At 57.0% G+C, this 16,369-nt stretch carries 16 protein-coding genes; 13 read left to right on the forward strand and 3 right to left on the reverse strand.

Annotated elements, in window-relative coordinates; all coding sequences use genetic code 11:
• The first annotated feature begins 277 nt into the window (after window positions 1–277).
• The 13 genes from E0L35_RS14270 to E0L35_RS14330 all read left to right on the forward strand — a co-directional run bounded on the left by E0L35_RS14270 (window position 278) and on the right by E0L35_RS14330 (window position 13,070).
• Complete coding sequence (locus tag E0L35_RS14270) at window positions 278–2,563, forward strand: bifunctional salicylyl-CoA 5-hydroxylase/oxidoreductase (protein ID WP_138800627.1); 2,286 nt, start codon at window positions 278–280, stop codon at window positions 2,561–2,563.
• The gene (locus tag E0L35_RS14275; protein ID WP_138800628.1) at window positions 2,560–3,330 is read left to right on the forward strand and encodes an SDR family NAD(P)-dependent oxidoreductase; all 771 of its coding nucleotides are present in this window, start codon (window positions 2,560–2,562) and stop codon (window positions 3,328–3,330) included. Before E0L35_RS14270 ends, E0L35_RS14275 begins: the two co-directional genes overlap by 4 nt.
• Window positions 3,327–3,785, forward strand: coding sequence for a MarR family transcriptional regulator (locus tag E0L35_RS14280; protein ID WP_041157930.1), 459 nt, complete (start codon window positions 3,327–3,329; stop codon window positions 3,783–3,785). Before E0L35_RS14275 ends, E0L35_RS14280 begins: the two co-directional genes overlap by 4 nt.
• Before the next feature lie 43 nt (window positions 3,786–3,828).
• Complete coding sequence (locus E0L35_RS14285) at window positions 3,829–4,641, forward strand: enoyl-CoA hydratase family protein (protein ID WP_022519695.1); 813 nt, start codon at window positions 3,829–3,831, stop codon at window positions 4,639–4,641.
• Window positions 4,641–5,774 carry an acyl-CoA dehydrogenase family protein gene (locus tag E0L35_RS14290; protein WP_138800629.1) on the forward strand — a complete coding sequence of 378 codons (1,134 nt, stop codon included), beginning with the start codon at window positions 4,641–4,643 and terminating at the stop codon, window positions 5,772–5,774. Before E0L35_RS14285 ends, E0L35_RS14290 begins: the two co-directional genes overlap by 1 nt.
• Window positions 5,775–5,899: 125 nt before the next feature.
• The gene (locus E0L35_RS14295; protein ID WP_138800630.1) at window positions 5,900–7,588 is read left to right on the forward strand and encodes an AMP-binding protein; all 1,689 of its coding nucleotides are present in this window, start codon (window positions 5,900–5,902) and stop codon (window positions 7,586–7,588) included.
• A gap of 40 nt (window positions 7,589–7,628) precedes the next feature.
• Entirely contained in the window at window positions 7,629–8,774 is a 1,146-nt protein-coding gene (locus E0L35_RS14300) for an ABC transporter substrate-binding protein (protein WP_022519698.1), read from the forward strand.
• A gap of 63 nt (window positions 8,775–8,837) precedes the next feature.
• Window positions 8,838–9,758, forward strand: coding sequence for a branched-chain amino acid ABC transporter permease (locus tag E0L35_RS14305; RefSeq protein WP_009288482.1), 921 nt, complete (start codon window positions 8,838–8,840; stop codon window positions 9,756–9,758).
• Window positions 9,751–10,806, forward strand: a complete 1,056-nt coding sequence (locus E0L35_RS14310; RefSeq protein ID WP_022519699.1) for a branched-chain amino acid ABC transporter permease — start codon at window positions 9,751–9,753, stop codon at window positions 10,804–10,806. The genes E0L35_RS14305 and E0L35_RS14310 overlap by 8 nt, the downstream gene beginning before the upstream one ends.
• The gene (locus E0L35_RS14315; RefSeq protein WP_022519700.1) at window positions 10,799–11,551 is read left to right on the forward strand and encodes an ABC transporter ATP-binding protein; all 753 of its coding nucleotides are present in this window, start codon (window positions 10,799–10,801) and stop codon (window positions 11,549–11,551) included. The genes E0L35_RS14310 and E0L35_RS14315 overlap by 8 nt, the downstream gene beginning before the upstream one ends.
• On the forward strand, window positions 11,544–12,224 hold the full coding sequence (locus E0L35_RS14320) for an ABC transporter ATP-binding protein (protein ID WP_035538356.1): 681 nt from the start codon (window positions 11,544–11,546) through the stop codon (window positions 12,222–12,224). Before E0L35_RS14315 ends, E0L35_RS14320 begins: the two co-directional genes overlap by 8 nt.
• Window positions 12,225–12,237: 13 nt before the next feature.
• Window positions 12,238–12,645 carry a thioesterase family protein gene (locus tag E0L35_RS14325; protein ID WP_022519702.1) on the forward strand — a complete coding sequence of 136 codons (408 nt, stop codon included), beginning with the start codon at window positions 12,238–12,240 and terminating at the stop codon, window positions 12,643–12,645.
• Between the two features lie 11 nt (window positions 12,646–12,656).
• Entirely contained in the window at window positions 12,657–13,070 is a 414-nt protein-coding gene (locus E0L35_RS14330) for a RidA family protein (RefSeq protein WP_138800631.1), read from the forward strand.
• A 211-nt stretch (window positions 13,071–13,281) separates the two neighbouring features.
• Here E0L35_RS14330 and E0L35_RS14335 read toward each other — a convergent pair whose 3' ends face one another.
• From E0L35_RS14335 to gshA, 3 genes are read right to left on the reverse strand one after another with little or no spacing between them, the layout of a single operon-like run.
• The gene (locus E0L35_RS14335; RefSeq protein WP_138800632.1) at window positions 13,282–14,145 is read right to left on the reverse strand and encodes an alpha/beta hydrolase; all 864 of its coding nucleotides are present in this window, start codon (window positions 14,143–14,145) and stop codon (window positions 13,282–13,284) included.
• A 27-nt stretch (window positions 14,146–14,172) separates the two neighbouring features.
• Window positions 14,173–14,673, reverse strand: a complete 501-nt coding sequence (locus E0L35_RS14340; protein ID WP_009288479.1) for a disulfide bond formation protein B — start codon at window positions 14,671–14,673, stop codon at window positions 14,173–14,175.
• Complete coding sequence (gshA, locus tag E0L35_RS14345) at window positions 14,670–16,310, reverse strand: glutamate--cysteine ligase (RefSeq protein WP_027958822.1); 1,641 nt, start codon at window positions 16,308–16,310, stop codon at window positions 14,670–14,672. The genes E0L35_RS14340 and gshA overlap by 4 nt, the downstream gene beginning before the upstream one ends.
• Window positions 16,311–16,369 lie beyond the last annotated feature (59 nt).

Below are 16,369 nucleotides of genomic sequence, written 5' to 3' on the forward strand. Positions count from 1 at the left end.
AGCAAGTACGGTTTCCATGGTACTAAAAGTTCACTGCCCATAACGCTTTCTTCTATGGCTGATAACCAGCGCTCTCAAGCGGCAGCCCCTGCCATATTCCTGCGTCTATTTATGCTCTCATCTTCCGGCCACCATTGCGAGCACAGCCGCATGAGGGCTTTAAACGCTCGCACGCCTACTCACAGGAAAATACTTTAAGCTTAAAAAGTTTATACTTGAATTTTATAGAGCCCTCTCCTATCTTCAGGAAAGAGAGTGTTTTCCGTGGAGAATAAAAATGAGAATCGCCTGCCTGGGTGGAGGGCCTGCTGGCCTCTATTTCGCTATCAGCATGAAGCTACACGATCCCTCCCATGAGATCGTGGTGATTGAGCGCAACCGTGCAGACGACACCTTCGGCTGGGGCGTGGTGCTGTCAGACGAAACCCTCGACAACCTGGCGGCCAACGACCCGGTCAGTGCAGAGCGCATTCGTGAGCATTTCGCCTATTGGGACGACATTGCGGTCGTTCATAAAGGCGCCAAAACAGTCTCTACAGGCCATGGATTTTGTGGCATTGGCCGCCGCCAACTGCTAATTCTGCTACAGGAACGCGCTCGCGAGCTCGGCGTGGAGATGCGCTTTGAAACCGATATTACAGAAGCCTCCATTGAGCAGTACCGGCGTGAGTATGACTTGGTCCTGGCCGCCGATGGCCTTAATTCTCTCACCCGCCAAACCTACGCCGATCACTTCAAGCCCGACATTGATGTACGAGCGTGCAAGTTCGTTTGGCTGGGTACCCATCAAACCTTCAACGATGCCTTCACCTTTATTTTCGAAAAGACCGAGCATGGCTGGGTGTGGGCTCACGCTTATCAGTTTGATAGGGATACGGCGACCTTTATTGTCGAGTGCAGTGAGGCCACTTGGCAGGCGTTTGGCTTTGGCGAAATGAACCAGCAGGAGTCGATTGCAGTCTGCGAGCGCATCTTTGCCAAGCATCTCGACGGCCACGCGCTGATGACCAATGCCAACCATATACGCGGCTCCGCCTGGATCAACTTTCCACGGGTACTCTGCGAACGCTGGAGCTATGAAAACGTCGTATTGATGGGTGACGCCGCCGCCACCGCACACTTTTCAATTGGCTCCGGCTCCAAGCTCGCTCTGGAGAGCGCCATCGCGCTGGCCAACTACTTGCACAGCGAAAGCAGCATGGCAGCTGCCATTGCTCGCTATGAAGAGGATCGCCGCTTCGAAGTGCTGCGCTTACAGTCCGCCGCGCGCAACTCCACCGAGTGGTTTGAGCAGGTGGAGCGCTACCTGGATCTCGACCCGGTGCAGTTCAACTACTCGCTATTGACCCGCTCCCAGCGCATCAGTCACGAAAACTTGCGGGTACGCGACCCACAGTGGCTAGAAAGTGCAGAGCGCTGGTTCCAAACCCAGGCGGGCAACGCTGGCAGCGCCCGTGCACCGATGTTTGCGCCTTATCAACTACGCGATATGACGCTGGTTAATCGCGTGGTGGTCTCCCCCATGGCGCAGTATAAAGCCGTCGATGGCTGCCCTACCGATTGGCACTTTAGCCACTATGCCGAGCGAGCCAAGGGTGGCGCAGGCCTGGTATATACAGAGATGACCTGCGTCAGCCCCAGTGGGCGAATCACCCCCGGCTGCCCAGGCTTGTACGCGCCCGAACATGAAGTGGCGTGGAAGCGTCTTTGCGATTTCGTGCACACGGAAACCCAGGCCAAGCTATGCGCCCAAATCGGCCATTCAGGAGCAAAGGGCTCTACTCAGTTGGGCTGGCAAGAGATGGATGCCCCGCTTACGGATGGCAATTGGCCAATATTGGCAGCTTCAGCACAGCCCTGGTCAGCGCGTAACCAAGTGCCCAAGGCAATGGATTGCGATGATATGGATCGGGTGCGCGATGAGTTTGTCAGTGCGGCGCAGATGGCCGATCGCGCGGGTTTTGACATGATCGAGGTCCACGCCGCCCACGGCTACCTGCTCTCTTCGTTTATCACGCCATTAACCAACCATCGTGACGATGAGTACGGCGGCTCGCTGGATAACCGGCTGCGCTACCCGCTTGAAGTGATCAACGCCGTGCGCCGCGTTTGGCCTGCCCATAAGCCGCTTTCGGTGCGTATTTCTGCCAACGACTGGTGCGGCGATGAAGGCATCACCCCAGACGATGCGGTGGAGATCGCCAAACGGTTGCGCGATGCGGAGGTGGATATTGTCGATGTCTCTGCCGGACAAACCTCGACCCAGGCAAAGCCGGTCTATGGACGTATGTTCCAAACGCCCTTCTCTGACCGGATTCGTAACGAGACGCCTATCGCCACCATGTCGGTGGGCAATATCTATCAGGCCGACCATGTGAACTCGATCCTGATGGCCGGACGCGCCGACTTAGTCTGTATCGCCCGCCCTCATCTCGCCGATCCTTACTGGCTGCTGCACGTTGCTGCGGGGTTGGGTGATAGTGAGGTGGAGTGGCCAGCACCCTACCGGGCAGGCGCCGATCAGCTACAGCGCTTGGCTGAACGTGGCGAGGGTTGGGTATGAGCCAATCCGATAGAAACTCGGCAGCGAACAGCCTGGCAGGCAAGCGGGCGGTGATTACCGGCGGCGGCAGCGGTATCGGTGCCGATATGGCCCTGGCCTTTGCCCAGGCGGGCGCCGAGGTCACGATTACCGGCCGCCGTGAGGCAGCCCTTCAAGCCGTTGCCGAGCAGCATGATGGCATTCGTACCGCCGTGGTCGATGTCACCGACGAAGCCGCCATGGTGACGCTCTTCGAGAAGATCGGCAATGTGGATATCGTTATTGCCAACGCCGGGGCGGCAGAGAGCGCGCCGTTCGCCAAGACCTCTTTCGGGCAGTGGCAACGTATGTTGAATGTAAACCTTAGCGGAGTGTTTCTGACCCTGCGTGAGGGTTTGAAGCAGTTGAACGACGGCGGGCGCCTTATCGCCGTTGCCTCCACCGCGGGCCTGAAAGGTTACGCCTATGTGGGTGCTTACTGTGCGGCCAAACACGGCGTGGTGGGGCTGGTGCGTTCACTGGCGGCTGAAACCGCCACTCGCGATATGACCGTTAATGCGCTCTGCCCAGGTTTTACCGACACGCCGTTACTGGCCGCCAGCGTGGAGAATATTGTGACCAAAACAGGCCAATCCGCCGAACAGGCCACCGCGCATTTTCAATCGACCAACCCTACAGGGCGATTAGTCACTCCTGCAGAGGTCACCGCGACGGCTCTATGGCTATGCGGGCCTAACAGTGGCGCAATCAACGGCCAGACGATTTCCATCTCAGGGGGTGAAGTATGACGGCAGAAAGCTTAAGCAAGGAGCGCCTGCGCTTATGGCTGCGCATGCTGCGGGTTACCCGTCAGGTGGAGTCCGAGCTGCGCGAACGGCTGCGAACCGAGCACGACTCTACACTGCCGCGTTTTGATGTGATGGCCGCGCTATATGCCGCTGAGGAGGGCCTGAAAATGAACGAGCTCTCCAAGCGGCTGCGGGTTTCCAACGGCAACGTCACCGGCATTATTGACCGCTTGGTGGAGGATGGCGCCGTGGAACGTATTGCTATTGAGGGCGACCGGCGCGCCACGCGGGTCTGCCTGACCAGTGCTGGTCGCGAAAGCTTCAGGGCCATGGCCGTTGAGCATGAGCGCTGGATCAATGCGCTGTTCGAAGGGGTGACCGAAGAGGATGCCCATCATATCGGCGAGCTGCTGCATCGTTTACCGACTGCTCCTCACGATGCCTCCTTATCTTAACGACGGCGACTCCGATTAATCACTGACAGGCGAGAACAACAATATGAAGAGCATGGCTGACCTGGCCCCCGAGCACTTTATTTGGGAAATGAGTGGTGATGTCGCCGTTATCCGGTTGAATCGCCCAGAGCGCAAGAACCCGCTGACATTCGAGAGCTACGCCGAACTGCGCGATACCTTTCGTGACTTGGCCTATGCATCCGATGTGCATGCCGTGGTGTTTACCTCCAACGGCGAGAACTTCTGCTCCGGCGGCGACGTACATGAAATCATCGGCCCCCTGGTGGGCAAGGATATGAAGGGACTGCTCGAGTTCACCCGCATGACCGGGGATCTAGTCAAGGCCATGCTGAACTGCGGCAAACCGATCATTGCCGCCGTCGACGGCATCTGCGTTGGCGCGGGGGCGATTATTGCCATGTCCTCGGATATTCGTTTTGCCACCCCCCGCGCCAGCACGGCGTTTCTGTTTACCCGCGTGGGACTGGCGGGCTGTGACATGGGCGCCTGCGCAATTCTACCGCGCATTATCGGCCAGGGCCGCGCCGCCGATCTACTCTACAGCGGCCGTAGCATGAGTGCCGAGGAAGGCCTCCAGTGGGGCTTTTACAACCGAGTGGTCGAACCAGACGCCCTGGAAGAAGACGCCATTGCTTACGCCACCCGCCTGGCTCAGGGCCCCACCTTCGGCCACAGCATTACCAAAACCCAGCTAAACCAGGAGTGGTCGATGAGCCTGGAGCAGGCCATCGAATCGGAAGCCCAGGCCCAGGCGATTTGCATGCAGACCAACGATTTCGAGCGCGCCTACCACGCCTTCGTAGCCAAGCAAAAACCTGAGTTCAAGGGGGACTGATGAGCGACAAGAGCTTTCTAGCGTGGCCCTTTTTCGAGGCCAGACACCGCGAACTTTCCGAGCAGCTCGAAGCGTGGTGCCGCACTGAACTACCCCGCGACCACAGCGATGTAGATACGACCTGCATTCAACTGGTACGCGATTTAGGCAAAGCTGGGTTTCTGGAAGGCACTGCGGGCGAGCATATCGATGTGCGCAGCCTGTGCCTAATCCGTGAAACCCTGGCCCGCCATGATGGCCTGGCCGATTTTTCGTTTGCCATGCAGGGGCTGGGAACCGGTGCGATCAGCCTATATGGCAGCGATGAACAGAAGCAGTGGCTGGACAGAACCCGGCGTGGTGAAGCAATTTCCGCGTTTGCCCTGAGCGAGCCTCGCTCGGGCTCTGATGTGGCCCAGTTGGATACCACCGCTGAGCGCGAGGGTGATAGCTACCGTTTGAATGGCGAAAAGACCTGGATCTCCAACGGTGGTATTGCCGATATCTACACAGTCTTTGCCCGCACCGGTGAAGGTCCCGGCGCCAAAGGGCTTTCAGCCTTTTTAGTGCCTGCCGACACCCCCGGATTGGAGATTCGTGAGCGCCTGGAGTCGGTGGCGCCTCACCCGCTGGCACGGCTGGGCTTCAACGATATGGTGCTGCCTGCCAGCGCGCTGATCGGCAAGCCTGGGCAAGGCTTTCGGATCGCCATGTCGGTGCTGGACGTTTTCCGCTCCACGGTTGGCGCGGCGGCCCTGGGCTTCGCCCGCCGGGCAATGGAAGAGTCGCTCTCCCGCAGCCGCTCCCGGGAGCTGTTTGGCGCCACCCTCTCCGACTTACAGATGGTGCAGGGCCACTTGGCTGATATGGCGCTAAACGTGGATGCCTCCGCCCTGCTGGTTTACCGCGCTGCCTGGACGAAAGATCAAGGTGCTGAGCGGGTGACCCGTGAAGCGGCAATGGCCAAGCTATTTGCCACCGACCAGGCCCAGCAGGTGATTGACCAGGCAGTACAGCTTCACGGCGGCGACGGCGTTCGCAAAGGCCATATTATCGAAAGCCTCTACCGGGAAATCCGCGCGCTGCGTATTTATGAAGGTGCCTCAGATGTACAAAAAGTAGTCATCGCCCGCAGCATCCTCGCGGAAGAGTAAACAGCAAAAACCGTACAGCAGTTTTCAACAACAATAAAACACAACGCCAGACACCGTATCCCTGCCCGCGCTTCCTTTGAGCCGTGGGCAGGAATAAACAACGACACCAAATACGGAGGTTGGTCATGTACATCCAGTCGGCCCATGCTGATACTTTTGCGCGGGATAACCTGCCACCCACTGATTGCCAGCCTGAGTTCCTGCTCGCGGGCTACCATTATCCCCAACGACTTAACGTGGGCGTTGAGCTCTGCGATCGACTGCTCGACCAGGGTCACGGTGAACGGATTGCCTTAGCGGGCAATGGCCGTCGTCGCACCTATCAAGAGCTCACTGAGTGGACCAACCGCCTTGCCCACGTGCTGGTCGAAGACCTGGGCGTGGTTCCCGGCCAGCGGATATTGATCCGTTCCGCCAACAACCCGGCCATGGTGGCCTGCTGGCTGGCCGCCACCAAGGCGGGTGCCGTGGTGGTCAACACCATGCCGATGCTGCGAACCAAAGAGCTATGCCAGGTAATCGATAAAGCGGAAATCAGCCTCGCCCTGTGCGATACCCGTCTGCTCGATGAACTGGTTGAGTGCCAACAGCACAGCCCGGTGCTCAAACGTGTGGTTGGCTTTGATGGCACGGCTAACCACGACGCCGAGCTTGACCGTTTAGCGCTGGGCAAACCCGCCACCTTTGAAGCGGTGGATACCGCCGCCGACGATGTGGCGCTGCTGGGGTTTACCTCTGGCACTACCGGCTCACCCAAAGCCACCATGCACTTTCACCGCGACCTGCTGGTCATTGCCGACGGCTACGCCAAGGAAGTCCTACAGGTAACGCCGGAGGACGTGTTCGTCGGTTCGCCGCCGCTGGCATTTACCTTTGGCCTGGGCGGGCTGGCCATTTTCCCGCTGCGCTTCGGCGCCACCGCCGTGCTACTCGAACACGCCTCCCCGCCCAATATGATGGACATTATCCGCGAGTATCAGGCCACGGTGGTCTTCACCGCACCAACAGCCTACCGGGCGATGCTCTCAGCACCTACTCGCCATGAGGATTTGAGCAGCCTGCGCGTGGCGGTTTCCGCTGGCGAAACCCTGCCCGCACCGATTTATCATGACTGGATCAAGCAAACCGGCACACCGATTCTCGACGGCATCGGCGCAACTGAAATGCTGCATATCTTTATCTCTAATCACCTGAATGACCATCGCCCCAGCTGCACCGGCAAACCGGTGACCGGTTACGAGGCACGAATCGTTGATGACGAGATGAATGATGTCCCTCGCGGCACGGTCGGCAAACTGGCCGTGCGCGGCCCTACCGGCTGCCGCTACCTGGCCGACAAGCGCCAGCAAAAGTATGTAAAGGCAGGCTGGAATATCACCGGTGATGCGTTTTACCAGGATGAAGAGGGCTACTTCCACTTCGCCGCTCGCAACGACGATATGATCGTCTCGGCGGGCTATAACATCGCAGGCCCCGAGGTGGAAGCAGCCCTGCTGGCCCACCCCGCCGTGAAAGAGTGCGCGGTGATTGGCGCGCCTAGCCAAGAGCGTGGCCAAATTGTCGAGGCTTTTGTTGTTCTAAACGATGGTTTTCAGCAAGATGAAGAATGTCAGCAAATGTTGCAGGACTTCGTGAATCAGACCATCGCGCCGTATAAGTACCCTCGCTCCATACGATTTATCGAGGCACTACCTAAAACATCCACGGGTAAGGTTCAGCGCTTTCGGCTGAGCCAGGAACATTACCCGAGTGCTGGCTCTCCTGGCATCAATGTGAATAGCACTAACATCAATAGCACCAACACCAACGCATGACCCTCTAAGTAATAAACGATTAAAAAATGAGGAATGATCCATGAAAATGATATCCCGCTTTGGCCTTGGCTTACTGCTCTCCTCCAGCCTGGTAACCACTGCTCACGCTGATGACGTTAAAATTGGCATGATTACCACCCTCTCAGGCGGCGGTTCGCACCTGGGCGTGGACGTTCGCGATGGCTTCATGCTGGCACTTGAGCAGTCGGGCCGCGACGACGTGGAAGTGCTGATTCAGGATGATGCGAGACGCCCCGACCTGGCGCGTACGCTGGCCAATGAGTTTATGCAGCGTGATGAGGTCGATATTCTTACCGGCATTATCTGGTCAAACTTGGCAATGGCGGTCGTTCCTTCGGTGGTACGCCAGGGCACTTTCTACCTGTCACCTAATGCCGGGCCCTCGGATTTAGCAGGGCGCATGTGCCACGAGAACTACTTCAACGTGGCGTATCAGAACGACAACCTGCACGGCGCCATGGGCGCGTATATGCGCGAAGAGGGGTATGAGCGCCCGATCATCATGGCGCCCAACTACCCTGCTGGCACCGATGCGCTGGCAGGCTTCAAACATCTTTACGAGGGTGAGGTCGTTGGCGAGCTTTACACCCAAATGGGCCAGACCGACTACGCGGCTGAAATTGCCCAGATTCGTGATAGCGATGCCGACAGCTTGTTCTTCTTCTTACCCGGCGGTATGGGCATCTCGTTTATGAAGCAGTGGGAAAGCTCCGGTGTCGATATGCCGATCTTTGGCGCCGCCTTCTCGTTTGATGAAATCTTAATCAAAGCGGTAGGCAGTGCGGCGATTGGCGCACGCAACACCTCGCTATGGGCCTATGACCTGGAAAACGAGGCCAACGATCGCTTTGTTGAGGGCTTCCAGGAAGCCTATGACCGCACGCCAACGTTGTACGCGGCACAAGGTTACGACACCGCCAATCTGATTCTTAGCGCGCTTGAAACTGCCCACCCCGATGACAAAGACGCCTTCCGCGAGGCACTTCGTGCCGCTGACTTTGATAGCGTACGCGGTGAGTTCCGCTTCGGCCCGAACCAGCACCCTATCCAGGATATTTACGTGCGTGAAGTCGTGGAGGGTGACGATGGCGAGCCCACCAATCGCCTGATCGGTGTCGCAATCGAAGATATCCAAGACGTCTATTACGAGCAGTGCCAGATGTAAGCTCGCCTCGGCTGGGTGTAGCCGCCCAGCCTTTTCTCTTTACCTGCGCTAAGGATACCCAACGTGTCCGTTACTCTGCTGATAGAGCAATTACTGAACGGCGTGCAGCTCGGCACGATGCTGTTTTTGATGGCCAGCGGCCTCACCTTGGTGTTTGGGGTGATGGGGCTGATCAATCTTGCCCACGGTTCTTTTTATATGGTGGGCGCCTACGCCACGGCAGCGGTGACTGCCTCAACGGGCTCTTTTCTGATTGGACTGGCTGCTGGGATGACCGCGGCCGCCCTGGTAGGTGCACTGGTAGAACTGTTGGTGATACGCCGACTTTACCACCGTCCTCATCTTGATCAGGTATTGGCAACCTTTGCACTAATACTGATTTTTTCGGAGGGCACGCGCTGGATCTTCGGCTCTTCACCGTTATGGTTGAGTCCTCCTTCTTGGCTGACGGGGTTTGTCACCCTGCCAGGTGATACCCGCTACCCCATCTATCGGCTGATGCTGATTGGGGTGGGTATCGCTATTTCGATTGCCCTTTACTTGCTTATCTCGCGAACTCGACTCGGTATGCGCATTCGGGCAGGTGAAAGCGATCGCGAAATGATTGGTGCGCTGGGGGTCAATATTTCAAAACTCTATACCTTGGTGTTTGCCTTAGGGGCGGCGTTAGCGGGTTTAGCCGGCGCTTTAGTAGGCGCATTGCAATCTGTACAGGTGGGTATGGGCGAGCCAGTGCTGATTTTAGCGTTTGTCGTAATCGTCATTGGCGGTATCGGCTCAATTAAAGGCGCGCTACTCGGTGCCCTGCTGGTGGGTATTGTCGACACCTTGGGTCGGGTCTATCTGCCCATCTTCTTTCAAGCGTTTATGCCACCGTCTGAGGCGACCGGCGTCGGTTCGGCGTTGGCCGCGATGCTGATCTATATCCTCATGGCCGTCATTCTCGCGTTCAAGCCTAAGGGACTGTTCTCTGCCCATGACTAATACCACTTCCTTGTCCAAGAACGCTGCGCTAGCGCCCGAAGCGGATAGACCTTTTGACCGCAAAGGGCTGGTTCAGATGGCCCTGCTCGGGCTACTGCTGTTACTGCCTGTAGCAGCCTATTTCTTGGGCCATATTTATTATGTCAATCTGGCCTCGCGTATCACCATTATTGCCATGGCGGCCGTTGGCCTTAACCTGGCCATTGGCTATGGGGGCATGGTGAGCTTTGGCCACGCGGCCTATTTCGGCTTAGGTGGCTATGTGGCAGGCATCAGTGCTTATCACGCTTTTGATATGACCCCATTTATGACGTGGCCTTTCAGCGTGCCGGGCAGCGACAATTTACTGGTGATATGGCTCGCCGCTATGTTGCTGTGCGGGCTGCTAGCGCTGGTCATCGGCGCTATCTCACTGCGTACCACGGGGGTCTATTTCATTATGATCACCCTCGCCTTTGCGCAGATGATTTACTACTTTGCCAACTCCTGGCCGACCTATGGCGGCGAAGATGGTCTGCCTATTTATATTCGCAACACCCTGCCCCTGTTCAATAACAACATGCTCGATAGCAGCGATGCACTCACCTATTTCCTGATCTGCTTCACCGGGCTTGTGTTAGCAATGGCAATTACCTCACGAATGATGAAATCGCGCTTTGGTGCGGCCTTGACCATGGCACGGCTTAACGATGTACGCCTTGCCACTGCCGGGATCAGCCCCTACCCCATTCGCTTGGTGGCGTTTGTGATTTCTGCCGCGATTACCGGGCTTGCTGGTGCGCTTTATGCGGATCTGAATGGCTTTGTTAGCCCGACAATGTTGAGTTGGCACTTCTCCGGCGAACTTATGGTCATCGTCATTTTGGGCGGCGTGGGGCGCCTTTACGGCCCGTTAGCCGGTGCGGTGCTGTTTGTGATGATGGAAACCTTTCTGGGGGGAGTCACCCAATATTGGCAGCTTTTCCTCGGGTTAGTACTGCTTGGGGTGGTGCTATTTGCCAAACATGGTGTGATGGGTTGGCTGGCCGGGAGGGAACGCAATGAGTGATGTGGTTCTTTCACTACAAAACCTGCATAAGCGCTTTGGCGCACTACAGGCGACCAGCGATGTTTCGTTGGATCTTAGACCCGGGGAGATTCACGCCTTGATTGGCCCCAACGGCGCGGGGAAATCGACCCTGATTGGCCAAATCGCGGGGAATATACGCCCTGATGAAGGGAGTGTTTACTTAGCAGGCTGTGAGATCACGAGCATGAGTATCGCTCAGCGGGCGCGCCTGGGCCTGGGGCGTAGCTTTCAGGTCTCCTCGCTGGCGGAGCCGCTATCGGTGATGCGCAATGTGATGATGGGAGTTCAAGCGCTGCAGAGTCACAGTTTTCGGTTCTGGAAGCCCGTTGCTCGCGATCGGCAACTGCTTGAACCAGCCTATGAAGCACTGGCGCGTATGCAGCTTAGTCACCGCGCCTGGACGCCGGTATTTGAACTTTCCCACGGGGAACGCCGCCAGGTTGAGGTGGCTTGCGCTCTGGCGCTCAAGCCCCGCGCACTGCTGCTGGACGAACCCATGGCAGGCTTGGGTCCAGAAGGATCGGCAAAGCTGACCGAGCTGCTGGAGGCGCTTAAGCTGGAAGTGCCTATCCTGCTGATCGAGCACGATATGGAGGCGGTATTTCGTCTGGCTGATCGTATCTCTGTGTTGGTATCCGGGAGCGTTATCGCCCATGGGGATAGCCACACTATTAGGCAGGATCCCCGCGTCCGTGAAGCCTACCTGGGGGATTCTGATGCTTAAGGTTGCTGATATTGAAACGTTTTATGGGCCCTCTCAGGCGTTATTTGGCGTTAGCCTTGACGTTAACGCCGGTGAGATGGTCGCCCTAATGGGGCGTAACGGTATGGGTAAAACCACCACCATTCGCTCGATATTCGGTCTGACTCCGGCCAGCCGTGGCACGATTGAGTTTGAATCCCAGAACATACGCCGCTTACCCGCTTTTCGTATCGCTAAAGCGGGGCTTGGCTTGGTGCCGGAGGGGCGCCGCTGTTTCCCTAATTTGTCGGTGCGCGAAAACCTATTGGTGACCGCCCGCCCGGGCGAGTGGACACTGGAGAAAGTAGAAACGCTGTTTCCGCGCTTGGAGGAGCGCCGCGCGCAAATGGCCAAGACCCTCTCCGGCGGTGAGCAGCAGATGCTGGCTATTGGCCGGGCGCTGATGACCAATCCGCGTTTGCTGGTGCTGGATGAAGCCACTGAAGGATTGGCGCCGGTGATTCGCCAGGAGATCTGGCGGGCAATTCGGCTGCTCAAGGAGCAAGGTCAAGCTACGCTGCTGGTGGATAAGTCATTAAGCGAAATTCTACCCATCGCTGACCGCTGCACCATCCTGGAAAAAGGCTGCACCGTATGGGATGGCAAACCCGCCGCGCTGGACAGCACTGTGCGTGACCGTTATCTGGGCGTGTAGGGAGGAGAAAACAGTGGCGTTTACTACCCAGCGAAAAGTTCGTTTCCAGCACTGTGATCCGGCGGGAATCGTTTTTTACCCCCGCTATTTCGAGATGATCAATTCAGTGGTGGAGGATTGGTTTGAGGAGGTCGTGCAGCGTGACTTTAACCAACTGCATGTGGAGAGCGGCACCGGGGTTCCCACCGCCGCTATCGACACCCAGTTTCATGCGCCGAGCCGGTTAGGCGAACGACTCACCTTTGAATTAGCGGTTCAAGCCGTTGGGCGTAGCAGCCTTACCCTTCAGATTATCGCTTACTGCGGTGATCAGAAACGTCTAACCAGTCGTTCAACCCTTGTATATGTGGATCTAAATAGCGGTCAGCCAATGCCCTGGACAGAGGCTATGCGCCAGCACTTTACCGTCGAAAACCTATAAGGATAGCCATAATGAGTGACGCCAACTTTCATCAGCTTCTTCACCCTTCGCATTGGAAAGCAGCGGTGGGCTACGCTAACGGCGTGCTGGCTTCAGGCCAGAGTGTGTTTGTAGGTGGGCAGATTGGTTGGAATGCCGACCAGGTATTTGAAAGCGATGACTTTGTCGTTCAAGTGAATCAGGCGCTGCAAAATATCGTGGCGATCTTAAAAGAGGCGAACGCAGGCCCGGAGCATATCGTGCGGTTGACCTGGTATGTGACGGACAAGCAGGAGTATCTGGCGCGGCTTAAGGAGGTGGGCGCCGCCTATCGCGAGGTGCTGGGCAAGCATTTTCCGGCAATGACGATGGTTCAGGTGGCGGGGCTGGTTGAGGATCAGGCTAAGGTGGAAATCGAAGCGACGGCGGTGATTCCAGCCGTATAGCGGTATGAGTACGGGGCAGCGGCAGGGTGCCGCGGGGGCGCTGTGAACCCCTCCCTGGGCGCTACTTTTCCATCTGACCGCCATGGATGGCGGAAATGCCGGAATTGTCGGGAACATTTTCCGGCCCTGGAAAAAGACCCCCGCTATACCCTGCCCCAGCCCCTCGCTGGAAGCCGAACTTTCAACACCCCTAACTGGACGCTGCTAGGTATTAGCAGTGAAACCCTTTAATCCACTCAACTAAACAGCCATCGTTAAGATAGTGCTCAAGAATCGAGAAGTGGTCTATGTTGGGAAGCAACTGCTGAGTCACTGTTTGGCCTTGCTGGCTCAAATGCTCAGCATAGCTGCTCATCTGGCGCTCGAACTCTTCTGACTCCAGGCCCCCTGCTACCAGCTTTATAGGCGCAGGTACTCGGCATGGCAGCCATATGGGGCTGAACTCCTGCACATCGCGCCCGCTAAGCTGAAGCTTGGGCTGCAGCCACGACCAGGGAAAAGGCCGCAGGTCGTATAAACCGCTGATACACAGCGCACCACGAATCAGCTGGTTGGGTAAGCCAAAAGCGCCCTCCCAGTCCGTCGACATTAGCATCGCGCATAAATGCCCGCCCGCCGAGTGTCCCGAAATACTCAGCTGCTCAGGATCAACGCCCAATTCAGCGGCATGGCGATAAACGTAGGCCACCGCTGCTTGGCTCTGCCGCACCAGCTCGCTAAAGCGTACCTGCGGGCAGAGAGCGTAGTTGACCACCGCGACGGTGATACCGGCTTTCACCAAGTCGTCAACGATAAAGCTAAATTCACGATGACTCAGCGAGCGCCAGTAGCCGCCGTGGAAAAACACGTGCACCGGCGCTTTTGGGCTATCGGTATCAGGTGCATCGGCATGAAAGATATCCATGCGTTCCGCAAGCGTTGGGCCATAAGGCAGATCGAGCGTTGTGCGGTGGTTAACTCTTGATGCTTCACTGCGCTCACGCCAATCCTTTACCAACACCGCCGGGTCACGACCCATCATCGGGTCGTAGGCGCGATCGATCTCTTCTTGAGTCGCAAAATGTTGATAAAGCATGTACGTCTCCTTATCGCTGACGCCCTACTAACCCCGACTTTTCATCAACAGCATACGCAGCGGTGCGATTGCCAGAATGGCAAATCCGATTAGCGTCCAGGCGGGCAGTGATAGGCCGAGCAACGAGAAATCGATATTGGCGCACTCGCCAGAACCGGTTAACACCATGGCCACCACGTCCTGCAATGGCAGGATATCTATCATGTAGCCAAGCCCAGGACCGCAGGAAGGGACTTCATCGGCAGGCAAGCCCTGCAGCCAAACGTGACGCCCGGCGATAAAGGCACCTGTTCCAACAGCAGCCAGCGACAGCAGCCCGTAAATCACTTTGCCCACACGCCCGGCGGGACTATGGATAGCAGCTATTGCGAATACGATACCCGCGGCGATCACCGCGACGCGCTGAAAGATACACAGCGGGCAAGGTTCATATCCGCCGATGTGCTCAAGCCCCAGGGCTACCGCCATCATTAAAACGCAGAAGGCTAAACCAGCCAGGGCGGCCGAGCGAAAGGAGTGCAGAATCATTGTCTAACCTCAGATGGCAGCGCCGACATGGCGCGGGACTCACGAGCTTTAGTGAAATAGGCCTGCAAGAACTCTTCGAAGGTCTCTTTATCAGCGGCTTCAATATCGTGCTGCTGCTGGTGCGAGGTCTCAATCAGCTGAGCAAGCAGCGCTTCACGACTGCGCTGCATCGGCGCGGCTTTTAACTGCTCGGCCTGCTCTTTGGCCAGGCTAAGCATCAAATCGCTTAACGATCCGCCGTGCGCTTTTAACCGTTCCAGCACCTGGGCAGAAGGCGTTAGCGAAGGGTCTGCAAGACGTGGTGCAAGGCTTGCCAGCGCATCAGCATGCGGGCTCCCCTCCTCGACCGCATCCAGCAGGCGGGCAACTTCGCCCATCTCGGCGAAAATTTGTTCGCCCCACTCACGCACCGAGGTGGTTTCACCATGGTTGATTAGCATGAGTTCAGGGTCACGGCCGCGCTCCACCACCCAGCGGCGGTTGTCGTCCAAGCGGTCACACTCTTCGTCGGAGATCCACGGGCTGTCGCTGAGTAGGCACCACATCAAAAAGGTGTCCACAAAGCGCATCTGGTCTTCAGTAACGCCCAGGGGGTCGAAGGGGTTTAAATCCAAACAGCGTACTTCGATATACTCCACGCCGCGGGCTTCGAGGGCTTGGCTGGGCGTTTCGTTGTGTTTGGCAACCCGCTTGGGCCGAATGTCGCTGTAGTACTCGTTTTCGATCTGGAGAATATTAGCGTTCAACTGACGCCACTCACCATCCACGTTAACACCCATTTTTTCATAGTCGGGCCACGGTGAAGAGATGGCGTGCCGCAGGGTATTAACGTAGTTAGAGAGCGAGTTAAAACAGATTTTAAGCTGCGACTGTACTTTGTTTTGATACCCCAGATCGGACATCCGCAGAGTCGTCGCGTATGGGGCAAAGTAGGTGTCGTCGCTAAGCGACTGCAGTTTTTCGGGTACCTTACCTTCAGGCAAAAAACTTTTATCGATGGCCGGTGAAGCGCCAAACAGATAGAGCAACAACCAGCTATGGCGGCGGAAGTGACGGATCATGCCGAAATAGCGGGTGGAACGATAGTCGTTGAAGGGGATATTGGTGGCTTTTTCCAACTCGCGTAGGGCGTGCCACATATCATCAGGCAGCGATACGTTGTAATGAACGCCTGCAATCGCCTGCATGATGCGGCCGTAACGCATGTCCAACCCTTTGCGGTAAACATGCTTCATGGTGCCCACGTTGGAACTGCCATAATCGGCAATCGGCACGCTGTCGTTGCCGGATAGCCTAGAGGGCATGCTGCCGGGCCAAATCCATTCGTTTTGCAGGTGATGGTAGGTAAAAGTATGCAGGTCAGATAAAAAGCACAGTGCTTCACCCGGCTGAGAGTAAACCGGCGTGATGTACTCTAACAGCGACTCTGAGTAGTCGGTGGTGATATGCGGGTGGGTTAATTTCGAACCCAGTGCGTGCGGATGCGGCGTTTGCGCAATGTGGCCAGTAGCATCGACCCGCAGCCCCTCTTTTTCAAGCCCACGACGCAGGCGGCCCAACCGACCAAGTCGCGCACTGGGTATCAGGCGCTCGACTTGCGCGGTCAGCGCAGATGGCACAGTGAGTGGTTCAGGCAAGGTGAACACTCCTTGTCAGTAAAGCCCGCCGTGAGCGGGCCTTGGTGTAGTCAGGTGGC

Source organism: Halomonas sp. ATBC28, assembly GCF_005937175.1.
GTDB classification, from domain to species: Bacteria; Pseudomonadota; Gammaproteobacteria; order Pseudomonadales; family Halomonadaceae; genus Vreelandella; species Vreelandella titanicae.